We start from the raw sequence: 20,781 nt of genomic DNA on the forward strand, positions 1-20,781 counted from the left end.
CGCAAGCGTTCGGACAGCCAAGGCAGCAAGCAAACCAGGTTAGTGCGCCACCCGTAGGCGGCCTGGAGTCATTTCAAGCGTGCGCCACAGGACATCAGAAGGCCGACGGGTCGATACGGTCACCGAAGCAGATGCCGAGCTCGCGCGCCGTGCGCACCGTGTCGCCGTCGACTGGCACCCGTTTGCTGCGGCCCGCGACCTCGGCCAGCGGCACGGTGCCGATCTCCTGCTCGCCCAGCGCCACCATCACGCCCGACTCGCCGCGCGCCAGCGCGCGCACTGCGGCGGCGCCGAAGCGCGCGGCCGCCACGCGGTCATAGGCGGAAGGGCTGCCGCCACGCAGCAGGTGGCCCAGCACCACGCTGCGGCATTCCTTGCCGGTGCGCTGGGCCAGCTGCGCTTCGACCCAGGCCCCGATGCCGCCGAGGCGCTCGGCATGCCCGCCGCCCGCGGCCGCCAGCAGCGCGCGTTCGCCACCGTGCTGCTGTGCGCCCTCGGCGGCGACGACGAGCGCATGGCGCCGGCCGGCAGCGTCGCGCTGCCCGATGGCCTCGGCCACCACGTCGATGTCGAAGGGGATTTCGGGAAGCAGGATCGCGTGGGCGCCGCCGGCCATGCCTGCATGGAGGGCGATCCAGCCGGCATAGCGCCCCATCACCTCCACCACCATGACGCGGTGCTGGCTGTCCGCGGTGGTGTGCAGGCGGTCGATGCATTCGGTGGCGAAGCCGACCGCCGTGTCGAAGCCGAAGGTCTGGAAGGTACGGTCCAGGTCGTTGTCGATGGTCTTGGGCACGCCGACCACGCGCAAGCCCTTGCGGTGCAGGCATTCGGCGATCTCCATCGAACTGTCGCCGCCGACCATCACCAGGGCATCGAAGCCGCGCTGCCGGCACAGGCCGAGCAGCTCGTCGGTGCGGTCCTGTTCTGCCGGACCGGCCTGGCCCTGCACCGGATAACGCATCGGGTTGCCCCGGTTGGTGCTGCCGAGGATGGTGCCGCCGAGGTGGCCGATGCCGTGCACGCCGTCGGGATGCAGACGCGGCACCGGTTCGCCCAGGCAGGTTTCCGGCGCGAGCAGGCCGTTGAAGCCGTCGCGGATGCCCCAGCACTCCCATCCGTGCCTGCTTGCTGCGAGCACGACCGCGCGGATCACGGCGTTCAGGCCCGGAGCGTCGCCGCCCCCCGTGATGATGGCGATCCGCTTGATGGCAGGATTCACGATAAGGCTCCTCTATATGATGACAACAGCCAGTATGGTAGCCAGGCCGCCAGCAATACCAGCAGCAGCCCGCCGTTGACCCGCAGCGCATACCGGCGGCCGCCGGCAAGCGCGCCGGTGGCCTTGCTGATCATGTTTGTCGTCACTGCCAGCAGCATCGCGAGTAACGCGTCACGCGGCGCAACCGTACCTCCCGCCAGCACGGACAGGGCCGAGCCCGTGGCCGCGTGCACGTCGAAGAAGCCCGCCAGCGCCGCGCCCCCGAGCAGCGCGCCCTGGCCCAGGCGGTCGTTCAGGTAGGCCAGCCCCATGGTCGCCGTGCTCAGCGCCACCGCGAACAGCACGGCTTGCCTGATACTGAACGCCCGTCTGCTTTCGGAGGCCACGGGTGCCCCACGGCCCTGCCCGGCCAACCCGGCCACGCCGACCGCCAGCGCAGCGAGCAGCCCCGCCCCCAGCACTGGCCCCAGCTCACGCAGGTACCGGGGGGCGATGGTCAAGGCCACGACCCACAGCAGCACGAAGGTGGCGATATTGGACAACAAGGCACCGGCGACACAGGCCGATAGCAACTGCGGCTCCTGGCGGCAGCGCGCCCCCATCGCGGCCACCGTCGCGACACTCGAGATGAATCCTGCGCCCAAGCCGGACAGCGCGAAACCCAGCCGGGCCCCGGCCAGGCGCACTCCGATGTGTGCGGCTGCCTGGATACCCATGATCAGGATCGCCAGCGTCCACAGCGACCGTGGGTTGACGCCAAGCAGCCAGGGATGGCCTGCATCGGGCAGCAGCGGCCGCACCACCAGCGCCGCCCCTGCGAACACCAGCGCGTCACGCAATTCCGCCGTCGTCAGCGATTCACGCGCGAAGCGGTGCAGCGAGCCGCGCAGGTGCAGCAGTACCGCGGCCAGGACCGCAGCGCCGGCGGAGAATGCGGGGTTGCCGACGGCGGCGACACCGAGCAGGAAGCAAAGGAACAGGGCAAGTTCGGTGGTGATCCCGGGGTCGTCCGAACGGGCGCGCCAGTATCCGAGCGCCGCGAGCGCCGCGACCAGCCCGGCGCCGACGAGCACCAGGCCGCCGCCCAGGGCCTGCGACAGCGCACCGAGGACTGCTGCGATGGTGAAGCTGCGCAAGCCTGCAAATCCACGCGCCGGACCGCTGCCCTTGCGGCGCTCGCGGTCGATCCCGATCAGCATGCCGCAGCCGGTCGCGACGGCGATACCAGTGAAGACGTCAGGGCTTAGTATCGGCATCTGTGTTCAAAGCGGCATGCTTGCCGACTCATTCTCCAGCGGAGCGAGGTCAGCGTGGGTTAAAACGACACCGTCGGCCCGAGGTCTGCGGTGCAGGATCGCGTTGGCGGACATGGTATACGGCCGAGCCTCGGGCGGGCTATCATCCGGAATGACTAGCCTGCCTGGTCGATCGTGCGGACCGGGCCGACAGAGGCCGGAAACAGGGGCGCCGGCCTGTGCACTTCATAACCCTATCGGTGACGGTCGGCCGGGCAGGATCGATCCGGACTACGCCAACTAGCCCGTTGTGACTAGTTCATCCTCTGGATTGTGCGCTGCCGGCCACTGCCGGATACTGCCTGATCGACAAGCACAGGCCGTCCGGAGGAAAAAATGAACGAAGTGACGATGAGCATGCACGCGCCGGCGCCCGCCGCCCCACAGACGCCGAACTGCTCGCGCTGCGCAGTGCGCGACCTTTGCCTACCTTCCGGCGCCGAGCCGGGCGACGCGGTGCGCATCGATGGCCTGATCGGCTACCGGCGCAGGGTGGCGCGCGGCGAGACGCTGTTCCGGCGCGGCCAATCCTTCTCGATGGTGTACGCGGTGCGCTTCGGCCACCTGAAGTCCTTCCGCCCAGATCACCGGGGCGCGCCCCACATCACCGCCTTTTCCATGGCGGGCGACCTGATGGGCCTGGATGCCATCGGCGGCGGGCGCCATTCCTGCAGCGCCGTGGCGCTCGAGGACTGCGAAGTCTGCGAGATACCTTACAGCCGGCTGCAGGACGCCCTGCGCGAATCGCCTTCGCTGATGCAGCGCTTCCATGTAGCGCTGAGCCACGAGATCGTGCGCGAGCAGGAGTCGGTGCTGCACGCGGACATGGGCGCCGCCGAGCGCCTGGCCAGTCTGCTGCTCAACCTGTCCTCGCGGTATGCCGAGCGCGGCTATTCGGAGCGCCGCTTCCATCTACGCATGTCGCGCGCCGATATTGGCGACTACCTCGGGCTGACGATCGAGAGCATCAGCCGCCTGCTGACCCGCTTTCGCGAGGAAGCTGGATTTCGCTCGACAAGCGCGAAGTCCAACTGCTCCACCGCGACCGTCTCGAAGCGCTGCTGACCGCGGCACCCTGACACACCCGGTTCCGCCCCCCCCCGGCGGCCCGCCGCCGGGCGTCGGCCCTCATGCATCCATGCCCTCGCGGCAGGTCCGCGCCGGCGTCTGCGCACGCCCGTCCGCCAGCTCCGGCCTGAACACCATGACCGGATGCGGCGAGTACGCGAGCACCGCCTGGGCAACGCTGCCGGCCACCAGCGTGCTCAGCCCCCTGCGTCCGTGCGATCCCATGACGATCAGATCGCAGGCGTACTCGCGCGCCGCATCCAGGATACCGCGCGCCGGGTCGAGCACGAGGATGGCCACCGGCCGGCAGTCCACGCCCGCTTCGCGCGCGTGCGCGGCCAGCGCCCCGACCTGCGCATGGGCACGGTCCAGCAGCACCTCGGCCTGTTGCCCTGGATCGATCACCATCGCGCCCGCAACGGATTGCAGCACCGGCTCGGGCACGGCGACCGACAGTGCGACGATCTCGGCGCCGCAGGACCGGGACAGCGCGATGGCGGCCCCTGCCGCCGCGTCGGCGACGGACGAGCCGTCGGTTGGTACCAGAATGCGCTTGTACATGGCTGTCTTCCTCGATGCCGCCGGATTCCTAGCGATACACCATCACCGGAACGGTGCTGTGAACGAGGACCTTCTGGGTTTCGCTGCCGAGCAACAATCCCTTGATGCCCCTGCGTCCATGGGTGGCCATGACGATCAGGTCGCAGCGCCGCTCACGCGCAGTGCCGATGATGGCTTCGTGGGGATGGTCGGAAACGACATGCACACTGGCGCAGAGGACACCGGCCCCGCGCGCCACGGCGGCCGCTTCCTCCAGCCGGCGCGCCGCTTGCGCGGCGCTGTCCCTTTCGTAGTCGTCCCGGGTCAGCTCGAGCATCGCAGCATCGGCGGCGAAGGTGTGGAATTCGGGCGTGGTCGTGAGGACGAGCACCTCGGCACCGAGGGTCCGGGCGAAGTCGACGCCATGGCGTATCGCACGCAGGGAGCCGTCGGAGCCGTCGGTCGGCAACAGGATTCGCTTGTACATTGCAGTCTCCGCAAGTGGTGAGCCGGCGTTGCCGGCATGTAGATGGGGCCTGGCGGCGAAGCGCACTTCGGCGCCTGCCCGGCCGGCTTGGTGATCTACTCAAGCCGTGGCGCAGTGTGCGGGGATTGATCAAACAATTGTTTGATTCAAATCAACTGGCGATGGTCCTGCAACCGAGGCGGGGTATTTTGACTTGGCGCAAACACATTGCTGCGCGCCCTCATCTATCGTTCACACATGTCCAGACACTTTCAACGATACATGAGCATCAGTCGCGCCGGCCGTATTCATCTTTCCTGGGCGACAGCCCGCGCGGCATCCTGCATCCTGCTTTCCCCGGTCTATGTTTTCGGTCAGGCCCAGCTGGCCAAGGCGGTCGAGGCGGCTGCGCCCTCCATCCGCCCGATGGCAGAGTCAAGGTGAGCCTGTCGCACTACCGCGAACTGGCCCGGAACAGGGGGCACACGACTATACCCCCGCGCCAGCGCCGGCGCTGCCCCGCTTCCAGTCGCCCCACGGCCTGACCGAAGACGGCGTGCTGGGCCGGCCACCCTGGAGCGCCTGCGCTGGCTGAGGCCGGCGCGCGGCATGGCGGTCGCGGTCAACCTCTCCGCCTACCGCCTGTGGGCCTTCGGCCTGGACGACTCCCGCAGCGCGCTGGGCGAAATCGTTCGCAGGCTGGGGCACGATCCGGCCTACCTGCAGCAGAACGACATGGAGCTGGTAGCGGCCGACGGACGCGTGCTGCCGACGACGGGCGCGCTCGATGCCGCCAGGGCTGAGCGGCGCTTCCCTTGCTTCGGGGTCGCCGCCCCCACTTACGCCGCCGGGGGCGGCTGACGCCCGGCGAACAGGCGCAGGCGAAGCTGCTTCTCGATCTCGACGACGGCGAACAATGCGGCCCCGACGGCGACGATGAGCAGCCCGTCGACGAGGGGGACATGCCGCGTGCCGAACACCTCCTGCAGCGGCCGAAGATAGGTGATCGCGAACTGTCCCGCCGTGACGATACCGATCGTGACCCACACCGCCCCTGTGCCCCGGATGGCTTGCCAGGTCAGCGAGGTCCCATAGATATTGCGAACGAAGAACAAGTGGAAGATCTCCATCACCACCAGGGTATTGAGCGCCATGGTCCGAGCCAGCTCGATCGGATACTCGCGTGCCAGCGCGAAATTGAATACCCCGAACACACCGGCGACGAACAGGAGCGCGACCAGCACCACATGCCAGGCCAGCCCGGGACCGATCAGCCCGGCGGTCGCGGCGCGCGGGGGCCGGCGCATGGAATTCTCTTCCGTCGGCTCGAAGGCGAGCGCCACGCCGAGCGTGGACGCGGTGATCAGGTTGACCCACAGGATCTGGATCGGGGTGACCGGCAGAAGCGTACCGAGCAGGAGCGCCGCCACGATCGTCGCCGCTTCGCCGGCATTGGTGGGCAGTGTCCACTTGATGACCTTCTTGATGTTGTCGTAGACCGTCCTGCCTTCGCGCACCGCAGCCACGATCGACGCGAAATTGTCGTCCGCCAACACCAGGAGCGCCGCCTCCTTCGCCGCTTCGCTGCCCTTGCCGCCCATCGCAATGCCGACGTCGGCGCGCTTGAGCGCCGGGGCGTCGTTGACGCCGTCCCCGGTCATCGCTACGATCTGACCCTGCGACTGCAGCGCCGTGACGAGCCGCAGCTTGTGTTCGGGACTGGTGCGCGCGAACACGTTGCAGGCCGACGCAGCGGCGCCCAGCGCCAGGTCGTCCATGCCGTCCAGGTCGGCCCCGGTCAGCACCCTGTCCGGCGCGTCCAGCCCGACCTGGCGGGCGATCGCCGCCGCCGTCCTGGCGTGGTCGCCGGTGATCATCTTGACCGCGATGCCGGCGCCGTGGCACTCCCTGACCGCGGCAACGGCCTCGGGCCGCGGCGGATCGATCATCCCAACCAGGCCGAGCAGCGTCATCGGGCCGTCCACGATACTGTGTTCCAGGACCGGCTGCCGGTCCGGCATCGCCCGCACCGCCAGCGCCAGCAACCTTTGCCCGCAGCCTGCGATTGCCTCGGCCTGCCGTTCCCAGTAGGCGCGGTCAAGGCTGGCGACGCCGCCGCCCGCGCTCCGTTGCTGGCTGCACATGTCGAACACGCGTTCGGGCGCTCCCTTGACATACACCAGCGCGTGATAACGGTGATCGTGATGCAGGGTCGCCATGTAGCGATGGCGGGCGTCGAACGCGATCGCGTCGGCCCGGCTCCAGGTGCGCCGCTGTGCGGCCGCATCCACACCGATCTTGCCGGCAAAGGCCAGCAGGGCGCCCTCCATCGGGTCGCCCTCGACCGACCAGAGCCCGTCGCGGTGACGCAGCTCGGCATCGTTGCACAGGGCAGCCGCGGCCGCCAGCTCTCCCAGCACGGTGAACTCCTCGGCGGCGACCTGGGTCTCGTCCAGGCGCACGGCGCCGCGCGGCGCATAGCCGTTGCCCGTGAGCGTGAACGCATGCTCGCCGGTGACGACCGAGGCCACCATCATTTCGTTGCGGGTCAGGGTGCCGGTCTTGTCTGTGCAGATTACGGAGACCGCGCCGATCGACTCGATGGCCGGCAGGCGCCGGACGATGGCGTGCCGGCGCGCCATGGCCTGCACGCCGATGGCCAGGGTGACAGTCAAGACCGCCGGCAGGCTCTCGGGAATCGCCGCCACCGAAAGGCCGACCACGGCCATGAAGATCTCGCCGAACGGATGCTGGCCGACAAAATAACCGTACAGCAGTATCAGCCCGGCCAGCAGCAGGATCAGGGCGCTCAGCCAGCGCGATAGCTCCGCCATCTTTCTCACCAGTGGGGTCTCGAGCACCTCGACCCGCATGAGCAGCCTGCCGATACGCCCGATCTCGGTATCCTGGCCGGTCGCCACCACGACGCCGTGTCCCTGACCCGTGGCGACGATGGTTCCGGAGAACGCCATGCTGGACCGGTCCCCCAGCGCCGCGGCCGTCTCGACCGGTCCGCACTGTTTGGCCACGGTTGCCGATTCTCCGGTCAGGATCGCCTCCTGCACCGTGAGCGCATGCGCCGACAACAGGCGCAGGTCGGCAGGCACCCTGTCACCAGCCTCGATCAGGACGATATCGCCTGGCACCAGCGCGTCGCCCGGCACCGTCGTGCGGGCGCCGCCGCGCACCACGGTCGCCCGCGGCGCCAGCATGCCGCGGATGGCGTCCATCGCCTTCTCGGTCCTGCCCTCCTGCACGAAGCCGATGACGGCGTTGACGAGCACCACCGCCAGGATCACCGCGCTGTCCGCCCAATGTCCCAGCATGGCCGTGACCACGGCGCAGGCCAGCAGCACATAGATCAGCGGGTTGTTGAACTGGCGCAGGAACACGACCAGGCGGCGCGGCTTGTGCGGCGCAGGCATGCAGTTGGGACCGTAGCGGGCCGCCCGCCTGGCGGCTTCGTCTGCGCCCAGCCCTTCGGCGGTCGTGCCGAAGGCCGCAAGGGCGCCGGCCGCCGGCACGGCGTGCCAGTCACGTGGTGAGTCCGCCCGTCCTTGCGCGGCGCCCGTCATTGGGCACCCGCGTCGATGGCGGTGCCGGCCCCCCATTGTTCGCTTTCCGCGCCGGGCCCGACCAGCAGCGGCGCGGCGAGGTGGCCGGACATCCGGCGCGCGTGGATTTCGCCGCCCAGCCTGGCGATGCGCGCCTGGCGCCGGTTGTCGACGCCGATGAACCGTCCGTCCCTGCCCGGGCCTCGCCTTGCCGCCCAGGTCGAGCACCTGGCCGGCGCGCAGCAAGGCGCGGGTTCGCCGGTCAGTAAACATTGTGATCGGGTAACGATGCCCGCGCCGGTTCGGAATTCGATACGCATGTGTCGCCTTTTCAGTTCATCAGAGCGAAGGATGAGCTCGGTTGTCCCATGTTAGGTGACAGACAGGCGCGAAATCATTGACGCGGATCAAATCGTTGTAGCATGGCCGTCGTCGATCCCGACAGCAGCGACGGGCGCACTGGGCGGCCGGCCGGGGCGGCGCTCCCGTAGGCGCGCCGGATCTCGGCTTCGCTCATGTGCAGCTCGGACCTGTGGCGCGACGCGCTCTCGAGCGCCGCGCCAAGCTCGGGCAGCACGGAAAGGCGCTCGCGCAGTCCTTGCGCTTGCAGCTCGGGGACCGGCAGTCCGGGCGCACGGCGAGCGCGGCATTGAACATCGCCTCGGCCGCGCGCGCCTCGGCCAGCACCGCGTGGCGGGCGCGCAGGTCGGCTTGTGGTCGATCGAAGGGGCGATGACGGGATCTTCCAGCGCTGGCTGGAGCGCTTACGATGTCTTGGTGCAGTTCCGCCCGGCTTCTTTGGCCTTGTAAAGTGCTTCATCCGCAGTTTTTAGCAGATCTTCCCAGCTGGTGTGACCATCGGCCATGTGAGCCAGACCGATACTGATCGTAACCTGCACGCTAGCATTACCTGCAGTGACCTTGGCCGCCGCCACGGCCTGTCTTATACGCTCGGCACACTGCCATGCGGCATCTTGCGACGTATGAGAAAAGATGCAGAAAAACTCCTCCCCGCCCAACCTGCCGAAACAATCGGTCTCACGAAGCGCTCCCTCCACTGCCCGCGCTACTGCTTTCAATACATGGTCGCCGGTTTGATGACCGTATGTGTCATTGACGCGCTTGAAGTGGTCGATGTCCAACATGGCGAAAACGAGCTCCGTGCGGTAGCGGCGGGCAGTGGAAAATGCCTGCGCAGCTTCCTGCATCAACCAGGCGCGATTATGGAGATTGGTCAGCGGGTCATGCGTGGCATCCCATATCAGCTTTCTTTCAATCGACACAGCCTTATGGCGAAGCAGCAGAGCTATTCGCATCTGTATGAAGGCCACCGCAACTGCCGAGCCATACAGGAGAGCACCCCGAGCGAACTCTGGCAACGTGGACCGCATGGCGCTGCACAGAAAGAACAGCAGAGCCGGAGGCGCAATGACCACCACAAAATTGGCTGTTCCATTCGCAATAAACGGAACCAGGAACAAGCCAATGATGATGCCTCCCATGCCGTGGACCAATCCCCCGTCGAGCTGAGCGCTCGACAGGATGACCCCGCTGGAAAGCATCCAGTGCGCCCATGCCGCCCGGTGGTGTGCCGACCAGTTGGGAATAATCGGCCAGAACGCGAAGGCAGCCAGCAGCGCGAATACCGTGCGGGTTACTCCTGACTGCAGCGCATGAGCCGGATCCAGCGATAGATCCCAGATGGAATAGACAACAAGCAGAACTGCGAGCATTGGCCCGAGCCGCGGAAGGAAATGGGCCAGGTCGGCTTCGGCACGCTCTTGCACCGGCCAGGTAAGAGATTTCTCGCTTTCAAGGATAAAGTCCATATCGGGTACTGACAAAAAGATGATGCAAGCATATCAAGTTGCCAGCGGGAACAAGGTCTTGTCGCATATATATATTTACAAAGCTTGTTTCAGATCAAAAAATGAAGCGCCTTTTGGACTGCCCGGCCGTTGCTTGAAGGGCCTTCCTACCTTATTTTGCAAAAAATTGACCTGCGTCAGTTTTGTAAATGTTAATCATTAACGTTTTCCCTAGAATCACGCCATCGATATCCATGTGATGGACCATTCATGCCCCGTATTCCCCTTCCCCGCACCGGCATTACCATCGCGCTCAGTACACTTTTCAGCCTCAGCTCTGGCGCCGCTACGGTCGCACCCCCTCTCATTGAACGGTCGTCGTCACTGCCGCCGGTTTCGAGCAGGCGTCGCGCGAAGCACCAGCATCAGTGACGGTCCTGACGCGCGAGAAGCTGAGCCAGGAACGCTTCGCCAACCTGACACAGGCACTTGAGAGGCTTGAAGGGATCGATGTCGGCGCCGCCGCGGACAAGACGGGCGGCATGCAAATCGTCATCCGCGGCATCCCGAGCGACTACACACTGATCATGATCGACGGTCGCCGCCAGAACGCTGCGGGAAACGTCACTCCCAACGGTTCTACCGGCACCCAGAACAGCTTCATGCCTCCACTGGGCGCGATCGAACGCATCGAGGTCATCCGCGGCCCCATGTCCACGCTGTTTGGGTCGGACGCCATGGGAGGAGTGGTGAATATCATCACGCGCAAGGTCGGCAAGCGCTGGATGGCCTCGCTATCGGGCGATTACACGGCCCAGGAAGACGAACGTTTCGGCGACCAGCATTCGGCCCGGTTGTACCTGAGCGGTCCGCTGCGCGAAGACATGCTCGGACTTTCCATGCGCGGCAGCACGCTGCGCCGGGCCGCGGCAGACATCCATTACCTGAAACAGGATGGGACCCGGGCTACTCCCGCGATGGGCGCCAACCCGGGCAGGTCCGAAGTCGACAACCTGGGCTTGCGGCTGGCATTTACGCCAGACAGGCAGCATACGGTGATGCTCGATGCGGACAGTTTCCGCCAGCGCTATGACAACTCGCGTGGCCAATTGGGGACGCTCGGCATACGCGGCGGCTACGGCCCGGAACAGGAATACACGCTTGAGCAGGTCGCTGTCGGCGAGCCTGAACTACACGTATACCGACAGCGAGCAGAAAAGCGGCCGTAACGCCGGCATGCCCCTGACCGATACGCCGCGCCACGCGGCCAATGCGCGCCTGGGCTGGGATGTCTCGGCCGCAGGCAAGGCATGGCTGCGCGCGGAGCTGCGCAGCGAGCGCTTCCGCGATCCGGGCACCTCGGCCGAGACCCGCGCCGCGAAGGCCGCGCTCGGCGACTACCGCGGCTATGCGCTCCTGCATCTGGGCGGAAGCTACCAGATCAGCAGGAAGCTTTCGCTCAATGCCGCCATCTACAATCTTCTCGGTCGCGATTTTGTCGACTACCAGCCCTACCGCAGCTCGGCCAGCGCTGCGCCCACCTACGGCAACCGTTTCGCCAACAGCCAGGAGGGCCGGCGTCTCTGGCTGGCCATGAATGCGGACTTCTGAGGATCGGGATGCATCATTCGCATCCGTTCACGTAGGTTCTGATCGCCGGCCCCAGAAGGCGTTCAAGATCGACCAGATAGACCTTGCCCCCGTCGCGCCAAATGCATCCCGCGAGATAAGGTGGGCAACGGTCGGCCAGCGCACCCTCCGGTATGTCAATCTCGGCGTAGTCGACGCTGACCTGCTCCTTCATGCAGTCAACGGCCAGAGCAAACCGGCAGCGCTGGACGTTTGCAATCACCAGCTGGACTCCCGTCAGTGCTGTTCCCCTGATCGAGGGAGAACGGTAGTCGACAAGGGGAATGATGCGGCCTTCGTAGAACATCACAAGACCCCTGCCAAAACGCACTGGAGCATGGTTGTCCGCCAACTCCAGCACGTCACAGAGACCGGCCGCATCAAAGGCCAGCTCTGCGCCCAGCGCCTGGACCCGTAGAAACCGGATCGGCGCGAACATCTCGGAATACACTAGCTTCGGGTTGGCATTGTCGAATGAGCGCATGAATGAAGAGGAAAGAAAGCGCAACAGGATCGGTTTGCACGGTTCAGGATTGGCGCAAGCGCAGAAAGAGCCGCAATGCACCGCCCAGGTCACGAATCAGCAGAAACATGGCCAGCATCATGAACAGCCCTGCCGGCCTGGCGAGAACGGAGGGCGCCAATGAGGACGCCAGCAGCAGGCCGAGCGCAACCACGTGCCAGCGCAACTGACGCAAGGCCCGCGCCTCTTCCACGATCGACTTCACGCCCGGCACGCGCTCGCGCCCAAGGCGTGCGTCGCACTGCAAGTGGTACCAGACCAGGAACGGTACGATCTTGTAGAGCATGCCGTTAACGGCCGACATCCCGAAGCCGGCAATGACCAGTACACCGGTCAGCAGCGCGCGCTGGTCGCGCTCGAACGGCAGGAAATGCACGAGGATCGCCAAGGCCAGGCAAGCCATGGCCAGGCTCCAGTAACAGGTGCCGATGTCGGCCTTCCGCTTGCGCCGGTGGAAGAACAGGAGGGTGGTCGCGACGTACGTCGCCAGCAGCGCGCCCACGCCAATCTCGGCCGCCAGTTGCAAGCCGGGCACTTTCAGCAGCGCTGCGGCGCTCCAGGCGAGCATCAGCACGAACAGCAGCGCCGGCATGCCCTGTTCCAGCGCACGCGGGTAGGCCGGCGTGCCCTGGAACATGGGAATCACCTGGAAGGACACCGCGGCGGTCAGGGCGACGATCCATCCGACCAGGCCCCAGAAAGCGTGTACGTCGGTGAACAGCAATACGTCCAGCGTACCGTGGCCGGCCAGGACCATGGCCAGCGCACCGCCCAGGCCCATCGTCACGGCCAGTCCCGACATCGCCAGGCGCACGCCTGCAACGAGTGGCTGTGCCGCCGGTGCGTAGCGGTGCGAAATCGCAGCCCCTACCGCCATCAGTACGACCAGTCCGGCCAGGCCGAGCATGCTGGCGGCCGTCACATAGAATCCGGGACTCAAGCCAAGCCCGAGGGCGCTGGCCAGCACGGCGGTGCCTCCTGCCAGACCGCACCACGACAGCACCGCCACCGGACGGGCCAGCGCAATCGCGGTGCCGGCGACGACCGGAAGAATCTGGAATAAGGCGCCGACGATCGTCATCGTCAGGAAACCGAGGGTCAACAGGTGGGTCATGGCGAGCGTGACCGGCGTCCAGCGCGAGACCAGTGCCGCTTCGCCCTGCCACATCAGCAAGAGCGCCGCGGCAAAGACAAAGCAGGGAGCGGTGAGCAGAAAGGGCAAGGGCACCCAGATCGAAGGCATGGCGCCATAGTTCAGTGTTCGCTGCATGGTCTTCTTTGGATCGACAGATCGAACCTGCCGTCGTCGCGGGGAGCCAGCTGGTGGCGATAAGCGTGGCGCTCGAGCACCCGGTACAGGGGGAAGGGCTCGCGGTCGATCAGGACTTGCAGCACCATGTCAGGTGCGAGTGTCGCCAGTGCTTCCAGGATCTGCTCCATGGGTTCGGGCGGAGGCAGGCCGGAAACATCGAGAAAGGCTGTGGCGGGAGTGGACGCGCTCATGCGTTGAATTCCTTGGTACAGGAGGAAGGAATGGATGGGAGCCGGTCCGGCGCGGGTGCCCCGTCCGGGGACAGCAGATCGGCCAGGCAAAGCCGGTTCAGCTCGGCGAGATAAGCCTCGGTTGCCTGGGCGAGCGAACGGCGAAGGCGGCAAGCGGCGCCGAACGGGCAACCGGCAGCCGCGCCGGCGAAGCACTGCGCCATGTGGAAATTGGGTTCCGTGCGCCGGACGACCTCGCCCAGGCGGATCTCGCGGGGATCCTGGGCCAGCCAGATGCCCCCGCTACGGCCGCGGACAGTCATGATCACGCCGTCGGCCGCCAGTTCGTTGACGACCTTCGCCAGGTGATTGCGCGACATGCCGTACTGCCTGGCCACCTCCTCGATCGTCGCCATCCGGCCGTAGCAGGCGCCCAGATACATCAAAAGGCGCAAGGCATGGTCGGTGAATTCGGTCAGCCGCATCGCGTCACCTCAGGATCGGAGTTTGAAGTCGATGACGACATCGCCGATGGTGCGGCGATGGTAGACGACATTGACGCGCTCGCCAAAGATGTCTTCGATTTCGTTGAGCAGCGGGACCGGGTCGTGGCCGTTGCAGAACCTCATCGATTCGCCCGGCAACAGGGTGTGCAGCGCCCCAAAGATGGCCGCATGGCGGAAGCGGCGGTCGACGCCCCGGGCGTCGAACAAATAGGTTCGGCCCGGAACAGCGGGGGTGGAACAATCGTGATGCATGTCGTACTCCTTTCGTGGATGTGATCGGCCGCCGTGGCGGCCGGGATGCGTGCTTCAGGCCCGCGCCGCCACCGTGCCGGTGCCGGCCCGTGGTTCATGCTTGCCGCGCATCAGGCGCAGTGCAAACAGGCTGAGGGTCAGGATCCCGATGGCGAACACGATGTCGCCCGGGACCCGCAGCCATACCATGGTCTCCATGAAGCCCGAATGGACGACTTCGGCCGAGCGGGCGTACCACATGCCCTTCGTGATGCTGGCATGTGCCTGATAGACGCCGGCCGGCACCAGGGACATGAAGACCATCATCGACAGGCCGATGTTGAGCAGCCAGAATGTAGGACGCAACAGTGAATCGGACCAGCCGAGGCCGGCGCTCAGTCCACGCAGGCAGAACAGCATCAGGCCGATGCCGAGCATGCCGTACACGCCGAACAGTGCGGCATGGCCATGGGCGGCGGTCATGTTCAGTCCCTGCATGTAGTACAGCGCGATTGGGGTGTTGATCGAGAAGCCGAGCAGTCCGGCGCCGACGGTGTTCCAGAAGCCGACGGCGATGAAGCACAGGATCGCCCATTTGTAGTTGCGCACCCAGGGCGCCGCCTTGGTGCGCTGGTAATTGCGGTAGGCTTCGATGCCAATCAGCGACAGCGGCACCACTTCGAGCGCCGAGAACATCGAGCCGATCGCGATCACCGAGGTCGGGGTGCCGGTGAAATACAGGTGGTGCAGCGTGCCGAGGATGCCGCCGAACAGGAACACGATGGTCTCGAGCACGATCGCGCTGTTGGCGGAAGCGGCACGGATCAAGCCAAGGCGGGTGAACAGCAGCGCGATCACGGCGGTGGCGAACACCTCGAAGAAGCCTTCGACCCACAGGTGGACCAGCCACCAGCGCCAGTACTCGACCATTGAGTAATGCGTGCCGCGGTCCCAGGTCAGCGAAGTGGCATAGAAACCGCCGATGCAGACCGCTGTGAGGAACACCATGGCGATCAGGCCGCGGCTCTCGGAAGGCTTGCGCAGCGCCGGCCACAGGCCGCGGCCGAGCAGGAAAGCCCAGAACAGCAGGCCGACGAACAGCAGCACCTGCCATACCCGGCCCATGCTGGTGAACTCCAGGCCCTGGTTGCCGATCCAGAATGAGAAATCGGTGCCGGCGGCGCGCAGGGTGCCGAGCCAGCCGGTGGCGGTCGAGCCGACCACGATGAACAGCAGCGCATAGAACAGCACGTTGACGCCCAGTTTCTGGTACTTCGGTTCGTGTCCGGAGATGGCCGGCGCGATGTACAGGCCGGTCGCCAGCCAAGCGGTGGCGATCCACAGCACGGCGAACTGGGTATGGATGGTGCGGCTGACCGTGAACGGCAGGATGTCGCCGATCGGCAGGCCGAAGAAACTGCTGCCCTCGACCGCATAATGCGCGGTGATGACGCCCATGCCCACCTGGGCAAGGATCAGTCCCACCACCACGAAGAAGTACTTGCGGGTGGCGCGCATCGATGGCGTGATGCGCAGCGAGGCCAAGGGGTCGCTCCCGGGTGCCGACGGATCTTCCTCTTCCTTGTGCCTGCCATGCACAAACACCATGCCGGCAATCGCACCGATCATCAGGATCACGCTGGCAATCGACCAGATACCGGCGCCGGCCGTCGGCGTATTGCCCGCCAGCGGCTCGTGCGGCCAGTTGCTGGTATAGCTCAGGCCCGGCTGGCCCGGACGGTCAGCCGCGGCCGACCAGGATGACCAGAAGAAAAAGCCGGTCAACGCCGCACGGTCGGCTTCCAGCGGAAGCGAGCCGGTCTTCATCGCATACTGCTCGCGCAGCGCGTCGAAGCGGCTGTCGCTGCCGAACAGGCCGGCGTAATGGCCTGCCACCTGACGCACCGCTTCGGCACGCAGGTCCGACAGCACCAGGGCGCCGGTCTGCGGATCATAGGTATTCCTGCGCAACTCCTCACGCACGGCGGCGTCGACATGGCCTTTCCTGGCGGCGTCGAGCTTGGCGTATGGACGCCCGAAATCGCGTGCCGCCAGCGCTTCCTGCAGCGCCAGCGCCTCGCGGTGCAGCCAGTCGGCCGACCAGTCCGGCGCCAGGTAGCTGCCGTGACCCCAGACGCTGCCCAGTTGTTGTCCGCCGGCGGCCAGCCAGGCCTGCTGGCCGTGCTGGATCTGCGGTCCTTCGTAGAGCACCTGGCCTTTCGAATCAGTGACGGTAAGCGGTATCGGCGGGGCCTCGAGGTAGATCTCCCTGCCGACCCAGCCGAGTACGGAAAACGAGATCACACAGATGACGGCCAGCCATGTCCAGCGTTTGCGCGTGGCTTGCATGACATTGTCCTTGTGAATTTGAATGGAGCGCTTTTGCGCTTTTCCATCCGGCATCGTAGGTCTCGGCATTAAATGATGCAAACGATATGCATCTTTTTGATAGCTTAGGTCAAGAATTCGGGATAGGTGCCATTGCCATGGATTGACGGCGGCTCGAGACCGGCGCAGCGGCGAGTACGGCATCAAGATCGACCTGCACGGTCGGGCGGCGCGCAGCGCGCGTCCCGGTCCGCCACGACGCCCGCGCCGGATCTGTTCTAGCAAGAGATAAGGGACGCTTCCTGGTCCACAGGCCTTGGACGCGCGTCGGTCGGCCGCCCGGCAGCGACACCCTGCAGCGCCGCCCCGGCCCGCGCATCATCCTGAACTCAGCCGTCGCGTCCATCGACGCGCGGGCGCACCAGATAGGGGCCATACACCACACAGAACAGCGCGAAAGCCAGGCTCCAGCACACCGTGGCCAGCACCAGGCCCCATTCGCGCAGCCCTGCATCGCCCAGCGCCGCCGCCAGGCGCGCCAGCACCCCGGCCTGTAGCAGCAGGTACATGCCGGTCTCTGCCTTTCCTGCCTTGAGCATGCGACCGGTATGGCCGAGTGTGGTACGGGTGATCATGCCAATGATCAGCCCCCCCATCGCACCCACCGCCAGCAGATGTACCGCGGCGCTGTGCGGCGCCACGCCGAAGCAGGCCAGCGCCAGTACGCCGAAGCCGACGGGAATCCACGCGAACGACAGGTGGAGGATCCACAGCAGCGGTTGACGCAGCGTGCACAGCGGCTTCCACCCGGCCATGCGCAGGGCCTGGGCCGCCGCCGCGGCCAGTGCCAGCAGTCCCAGCGGCACCGACAGCGGCAGCACGGCCCAGGCCAGGCCGGTCGCCGCGGTCAGCGCCAGGCTGACTTTCTCGAGACGGGGATGGGAAATGGTGCGCACTCCGCGTACGGCATTCGCGGTAAAATTCGGAATCACCCGCCCGCCCAGCACCGATTCGATCACGATGATGGCCACGATTGCCGCGTACAAGGGCTGCATCGGCGATACCGCGATCAGGCCTCCCACGCTGGCATGGAAGGCGGCGTTGGCCAAGGCCAGGATCGCCAGCAAGACCACCATGATCAGGTTGCGCGTGTTGCCCGCGCGCCGGATCACACGGTACAAGGGCAGCGTCGCCAGTGGCAGGAATGCCAGGTCGACCGCCGCCGCCAGCGGCGGGGGCAGCGCGACCATGGCAGCGCGGCCGGCCAGCCACAGTCCGGCCAGCGCGGCGAGATGACGGCCGCGCGGCGTCCACAGGCCGGTCCAGTTGCGTCCCGCCGTGTACAGGAAGCCGATGACGATGGCGATCACAAAGCCGAACAGCATTTCGTGCATGTGCCACAGGAGATCCAGGCGCGGGGACGCGATCCAGCCAAGGGCCGATGCCGTCCACGCCGGGACGGCCACGCCCGCGAAGGCGGCGCCCAACAGGTAGAACGGGCGAAAGCCCAGGGCCAGGAAAGGATGGTCGTGCAAAGCGCCCTTCGCATGAGGGGCGGCCGGGTCTTCGATGCGCAGCAGTGACATGATGGTAGTCCCGTGTTGGATGGATGCGGCAGCCGCTCAGCCTTCGTAGGCGCGCAGCCGTTCGGTGTCGAGGATCGTGACGCTGCGCCCGTTGATGGACAGCAGGCCGTGGCCGGCCATGTCGTGCAGGACCCGCGAGAAATATTCCGGCGAGAGGTTCAGGCGCGAGGCGATCATCTTCTTGCTGACCGAGAGGGTCATCTCCTCGCCTTGTACCGGGTCGTCCTTGAGCAGATAGCCGACGATGCGCTGGCTGCCCGAACGCAGCGAGTACGACTCGACGTCCGAGATCAGGCCATGCAGCCGGCGGCTCATACCGGACAGCATGCGTCGCGAAAAAGCGGGACTACGCTCGATCTCGTCATAAATCACCTGTTTCTGGACGTGCAGCAGCATGCAGTCGGCCAGGGCCTCCGCCTGCACGATGTATGGTCGGTCCATGAACATCAACGCCTCACCGAAACTCTGGTTGGGGCCGATCAGTTCGACGACCTTCTCGTCTCCCTGGGAGGAAACGAAGTACAGCTTGACGTTGCCGTAGATGACCGTATGGAAACCGTTGCACGGATCACCGCGCTTGAAAATGACTTGGCCCCGCGCTGCGCGCAGTTCGCTGGTCGCTGCCGCCACGGTATCGAGCTGCTCGGCCGACAGGTCGGCAAACAAGGGCAGGCGTTTCAGGAATTGGCGGGGTTCGATACGGTGTCGTGGCATGGTGCTTGCAGGCTTGGATGGGCGCGTCGTTGTGCCTCAATAAGAACGGTTCAGATCATAAACTTCTGTCAGCTCGGAAGCTGTAGTTCTTAGTGCGTACAGGTGCTAGTCCGTCGTGCGGACGCGAACGTAGCGCCGGCAGCGCGGGCAAACGTGGTGTCGCTTGCAGGCCCGCCATCCATGGACCGCTTGATGTCACGGTCATCGTCATTCCGGCGTATTGTCCGCTTCTGCTTTCCTGCCCACAATGCAGCAGCCGTCCCAAGCGGGATGGCGATTCGTTTCTTGATCAACCGCCATACGAGTACCCATATGCTGAGCGTGCAGGAAGCACTCGACCTCATCCTGGCCCGGGCCCATCCGGTGACGCAGACCGACACCGTGAACACGCTGGCCGCCACCGGCCGTGTGCTCGCGATGACCCAATACGCAACAATCGACGTCCCGCGCGCCGACAACGCGGCCATGGACGGCTATGCCGTGCGCACTGCGGAATGCCGCGCCGGCGCCGTGCTGCCGGTCAGCCAGCGCATCGCAGCCGGACAGTCTCCCGAGCCGCTGGCGCCCGGCAGCGCGGCCCGCATCTTCACCGGCGCAGGCATCCCCGCTGGCGCCGATGCCGTCGTCATGCAGGAACGCTGCCATGGCGCCGACGACGGCCGAACGGTCACCATCGTCCAGCCTCCGGCCCCGGGCGAGCACATTCGCCGCATCGGCGAGGACATCCGCACCGGTACCCCGCTGCTGGAGGCTGGCACCCGCCTGCGCGCGCCGGAACTGGCGTACGCGGCGTCGAACGGACTGGCCAGCCTGCAGGTAGCGCGCCGGCTGCGCGTTGCCATGCTTTTTACCGGCGACGAGCTGGTCATGCCGGGTGCTGCGCTGGGGCCCGGCCAGATCTACAACGCCAACCGCTACGCCCTGGGATCGATGCTGTGCGCGCTTGGCTGTGAGACGAGCGACTTCGGTATCGTCCCGGATCGTCTCGATGCCACCCGGACCGTGCTGCGCGACGCGGCCGCCGGCCACGACCTGGTCCTGACCTGCGGCGGGGCCTCGGTAGGCGATGCCGACCACGTGAAGCCGGCGGTCGCCGCCGAAGGCAGCCTCGACATGTGGAAGATCGCCATGAAGCCGGGCAAGCCCCTCGCGTTCGGTGCGCTGCGCCGGCCCGACGGCGGCACCACGCACTTCATCGGCCTGCCGGGCAACCCCGTGGCCTGCTTCGTCGCCTTTCTGCTGTTCGTGAGGCCCTTCCTGCTGCGTCTCCAGGGCGTGCGCGACGTGCTTCCCCGACCATTGTTGATGCGGGCCGATTTCAGCTTCGAGCGGCCTGACGACCGACTCGAATTCCTCCGGGTGCGGGTCAACGAGGCCGGTAATCTTGCGCTGTCCGCCAGCCAGGGATCGGCCGTCATGACGTCGGCGGTACGGGGCAGCGGGCTGGCATTGCGCCGGCCAGGCCAGTCCATCGCGCCCGGCGATTGCCTTGCCTACCTGCCCTTCGCCGAACTCCTCTCCTGACCCTGGACCCGCGCCCGAAGTGCGCGCGGCTTGCTCGTCCCTTTCTGCTCGCGCAAGGGCGCGCCGGATGCTCCCTAGCTCGAAATGACTAGGGAGACTAGTCACTAATCCCGCACAACACTGACTTCTTACGAGTGTTCACGAGCATGACTGGGTTCTCCACTTGACCCGGATGCACCCCACGCAATTTGCCCGCTTTTATATGGCGGGCGCCGTTGGAGAAACCATGATTTTTTTCTGAACCGACTGAATCTTTCCCTATCATGAACTACCTGCACCAATTCACCTTCGGGATCTATCCCTAC

The 20,781-nt window shown here is 66.1% G+C and carries 20 protein-coding genes; 5 read left to right on the forward strand and 15 right to left on the reverse strand.

Going from position 1 to position 20,781, the window contains the following annotated elements:
• Positions 1–94: 94 nt before the first annotated feature.
• Complete coding sequence (locus QWL29_RS20560; RefSeq protein ID WP_305824739.1) at positions 95–1,222, reverse strand: 6-phosphofructokinase; 1,128 nt, start codon at positions 1,220–1,222, stop codon at positions 95–97.
• Positions 1,219–2,478 carry an MgtC/SapB family protein gene (locus QWL29_RS20565; RefSeq protein WP_305824740.1) on the reverse strand — a complete coding sequence of 420 codons (1,260 nt, stop codon included), beginning with the start codon at positions 2,476–2,478 and terminating at the stop codon, positions 1,219–1,221. Before QWL29_RS20565 ends, QWL29_RS20560 begins: the two co-directional genes overlap by 4 nt.
• Before the next feature lie 375 nt (positions 2,479–2,853).
• On the opposite strand from QWL29_RS20565, the gene QWL29_RS20570 reads away from it, so the two are divergent.
• The gene (locus QWL29_RS20570) at positions 2,854–3,582 is read left to right on the forward strand and encodes a cyclic nucleotide-binding domain-containing protein (protein WP_308635869.1); all 729 of its coding nucleotides are present in this window, start codon (positions 2,854–2,856) and stop codon (positions 3,580–3,582) included.
• A gap of 63 nt (positions 3,583–3,645) precedes the next feature.
• On the opposite strand, the gene QWL29_RS20575 is transcribed toward QWL29_RS20570, so the two are convergent.
• A complete protein-coding gene (locus QWL29_RS20575; RefSeq protein ID WP_305824741.1) occupies positions 3,646–4,146 on the reverse strand; it encodes a universal stress protein in 501 nt (166 codons plus the stop codon).
• 28 nt (positions 4,147–4,174) lie between these two features.
• Positions 4,175–4,612, reverse strand: a complete 438-nt coding sequence (locus QWL29_RS20580) for a universal stress protein (protein ID WP_305824742.1) — start codon at positions 4,610–4,612, stop codon at positions 4,175–4,177.
• 588 nt (positions 4,613–5,200) lie between these two features.
• Between QWL29_RS20580 and QWL29_RS20585 the strand changes: the two genes are divergently transcribed.
• Complete coding sequence (locus QWL29_RS20585) at positions 5,201–5,452, forward strand: hypothetical protein (RefSeq protein WP_305824743.1); 252 nt, start codon at positions 5,201–5,203, stop codon at positions 5,450–5,452.
• Here the strand turns inward: QWL29_RS20585 and QWL29_RS20590 are convergent.
• The 3 genes from QWL29_RS20590 to QWL29_RS20600 form a co-directional block, all read right to left on the reverse strand.
• Positions 5,431–8,166, reverse strand: coding sequence for an HAD-IC family P-type ATPase (locus QWL29_RS20590; protein WP_305824744.1), 2,736 nt, complete (start codon positions 8,164–8,166; stop codon positions 5,431–5,433). The two genes, QWL29_RS20585 and QWL29_RS20590, sit on opposite strands and share 22 nt — an antisense overlap.
• Entirely contained in the window at positions 8,163–8,465 is a 303-nt protein-coding gene (locus QWL29_RS20595) for a hypothetical protein (protein WP_305824745.1), read from the reverse strand. The genes QWL29_RS20590 and QWL29_RS20595 overlap by 4 nt, the downstream gene beginning before the upstream one ends.
• A gap of 444 nt (positions 8,466–8,909) precedes the next feature.
• Entirely contained in the window at positions 8,910–9,974 is a 1,065-nt protein-coding gene (locus QWL29_RS20600; protein ID WP_305824746.1) for a GGDEF domain-containing protein, read from the reverse strand.
• A gap of 407 nt (positions 9,975–10,381) precedes the next feature.
• Between QWL29_RS20600 and QWL29_RS20605 the strand changes: the two genes are divergently transcribed.
• Entirely contained in the window at positions 10,382–11,182 is an 801-nt protein-coding gene (locus QWL29_RS20605) for a TonB-dependent receptor plug domain-containing protein (RefSeq protein ID WP_305824747.1), read from the forward strand.
• Positions 11,115–11,564: a TonB-dependent receptor domain-containing protein gene (locus QWL29_RS20610; protein WP_305824748.1), complete on the forward strand. Its 450-nt coding sequence runs from the start codon at positions 11,115–11,117 to the stop codon at positions 11,562–11,564. The genes QWL29_RS20605 and QWL29_RS20610 overlap by 68 nt, the downstream gene beginning before the upstream one ends.
• A gap of 13 nt (positions 11,565–11,577) precedes the next feature.
• Here QWL29_RS20610 and QWL29_RS20615 read toward each other — a convergent pair whose 3' ends face one another.
• The 8 genes from QWL29_RS20615 to QWL29_RS20650 all read right to left on the reverse strand — a co-directional run bounded on the left by QWL29_RS20615 (position 11,578) and on the right by QWL29_RS20650 (position 18,952).
• Positions 11,578–12,090: a chemotaxis protein CheW gene (locus tag QWL29_RS20615; protein ID WP_305824749.1), complete on the reverse strand. Its 513-nt coding sequence runs from the start codon at positions 12,088–12,090 to the stop codon at positions 11,578–11,580.
• A 19-nt stretch (positions 12,091–12,109) separates the two neighbouring features.
• Positions 12,110–13,375, reverse strand: a complete 1,266-nt coding sequence (locus QWL29_RS20620; RefSeq protein WP_305824750.1) for a permease — start codon at positions 13,373–13,375, stop codon at positions 12,110–12,112.
• The gene (locus QWL29_RS20625) at positions 13,360–13,608 is read right to left on the reverse strand and encodes a DUF2249 domain-containing protein (RefSeq protein ID WP_305824751.1); all 249 of its coding nucleotides are present in this window, start codon (positions 13,606–13,608) and stop codon (positions 13,360–13,362) included. Before QWL29_RS20625 ends, QWL29_RS20620 begins: the two co-directional genes overlap by 16 nt.
• A complete protein-coding gene (locus QWL29_RS20630; protein WP_305824752.1) occupies positions 13,605–14,072 on the reverse strand; it encodes an Rrf2 family transcriptional regulator in 468 nt (155 codons plus the stop codon). The genes QWL29_RS20625 and QWL29_RS20630 overlap by 4 nt, the downstream gene beginning before the upstream one ends.
• A gap of 9 nt (positions 14,073–14,081) precedes the next feature.
• Positions 14,082–14,345, reverse strand: coding sequence for a DUF2249 domain-containing protein (locus QWL29_RS20635; RefSeq protein WP_305824753.1), 264 nt, complete (start codon positions 14,343–14,345; stop codon positions 14,082–14,084).
• A gap of 54 nt (positions 14,346–14,399) precedes the next feature.
• Positions 14,400–16,673 carry a nitric-oxide reductase large subunit gene (locus QWL29_RS20640; protein WP_305824754.1) on the reverse strand — a complete coding sequence of 758 codons (2,274 nt, stop codon included), beginning with the start codon at positions 16,671–16,673 and terminating at the stop codon, positions 14,400–14,402.
• A gap of 368 nt (positions 16,674–17,041) precedes the next feature.
• Positions 17,042–18,238 (reverse strand): NnrS family protein, encoded by a 1,197-nt coding sequence (locus tag QWL29_RS20645; protein ID WP_305824755.1) that lies wholly within the window; start codon positions 18,236–18,238, stop codon positions 17,042–17,044.
• A gap of 36 nt (positions 18,239–18,274) precedes the next feature.
• Positions 18,275–18,952, reverse strand: a complete 678-nt coding sequence (locus tag QWL29_RS20650) for a Crp/Fnr family transcriptional regulator (protein WP_305824756.1) — start codon at positions 18,950–18,952, stop codon at positions 18,275–18,277.
• A gap of 312 nt (positions 18,953–19,264) precedes the next feature.
• Here QWL29_RS20650 and QWL29_RS20655 point away from each other — a divergent pair, with 312 nt between their 5' ends.
• On the forward strand, positions 19,265–20,476 hold the full coding sequence (locus QWL29_RS20655; protein WP_305824757.1) for a molybdopterin molybdotransferase MoeA: 1,212 nt from the start codon (positions 19,265–19,267) through the stop codon (positions 20,474–20,476).
• Positions 20,477–20,781 lie beyond the last annotated feature (305 nt).

Origin of the sequence: Massilia brevitalea (assembly GCF_030711405.1) — a bacterium.
GTDB classification, from domain to species: domain Bacteria; phylum Pseudomonadota; class Gammaproteobacteria; order Burkholderiales; family Burkholderiaceae_D; genus Telluria; species Telluria brevitalea.

Coding starts and splice junctions, on each gene's coding strand:
- QWL29_RS20590 (WP_305824744.1), bottom strand. CDS start 8,166: ATGACGGGCGCCGCGCAAGGACGGGCGGACTCACCACGTGACTGGCAC.
- QWL29_RS20625 (WP_305824751.1), bottom strand. CDS start 13,608: ATGAGCGCGTCCACTCCCGCCACAGCCTTTCTCGATGTTTCCGGCCTG.
- QWL29_RS20600 (WP_305824746.1), bottom strand. CDS start 9,974: ATGGACTTTATCCTTGAAAGCGAGAAATCTCTTACCTGGCCGGTGCAA.
- QWL29_RS20585 (WP_305824743.1), top strand. CDS start 5,201: ATGGCGGTCGCGGTCAACCTCTCCGCCTACCGCCTGTGGGCCTTCGGC.
- QWL29_RS20580 (WP_305824742.1), bottom strand. CDS start 4,612: ATGTACAAGCGAATCCTGTTGCCGACCGACGGCTCCGACGGCTCCCTG.
- QWL29_RS20635 (WP_305824753.1), bottom strand. CDS start 14,345: ATGCATCACGATTGTTCCACCCCCGCTGTTCCGGGCCGAACCTATTTG.
- QWL29_RS20650 (WP_305824756.1), bottom strand. CDS start 18,952: ATGCCACGACACCGTATCGAACCCCGCCAATTCCTGAAACGCCTGCCC.
- QWL29_RS20620 (WP_305824750.1), bottom strand. CDS start 13,375: ATGCAGCGAACACTGAACTATGGCGCCATGCCTTCGATCTGGGTGCCC.
- QWL29_RS20595 (WP_305824745.1), bottom strand. CDS start 8,465: ATGCGTATCGAATTCCGAACCGGCGCGGGCATCGTTACCCGATCACAA.
- QWL29_RS20645 (WP_305824755.1), bottom strand. CDS start 18,238: ATGTCACTGCTGCGCATCGAAGACCCGGCCGCCCCTCATGCGAAGGGC.
- QWL29_RS20570 (WP_308635869.1), top strand. CDS start 2,854: ATGAACGAAGTGACGATGAGCATGCACGCGCCGGCGCCCGCCGCCCCA.
- QWL29_RS20640 (WP_305824754.1), bottom strand. CDS start 16,673: ATGCAAGCCACGCGCAAACGCTGGACATGGCTGGCCGTCATCTGTGTG.
- QWL29_RS20575 (WP_305824741.1), bottom strand. CDS start 4,146: ATGTACAAGCGCATTCTGGTACCAACCGACGGCTCGTCCGTCGCCGAC.
- QWL29_RS20630 (WP_305824752.1), bottom strand. CDS start 14,072: ATGCGGCTGACCGAATTCACCGACCATGCCTTGCGCCTTTTGATGTAT.
- QWL29_RS20565 (WP_305824740.1), bottom strand. CDS start 2,478: ATGCCGATACTAAGCCCTGACGTCTTCACTGGTATCGCCGTCGCGACC.
- QWL29_RS20655 (WP_305824757.1), top strand. CDS start 19,265: ATGCTGAGCGTGCAGGAAGCACTCGACCTCATCCTGGCCCGGGCCCAT.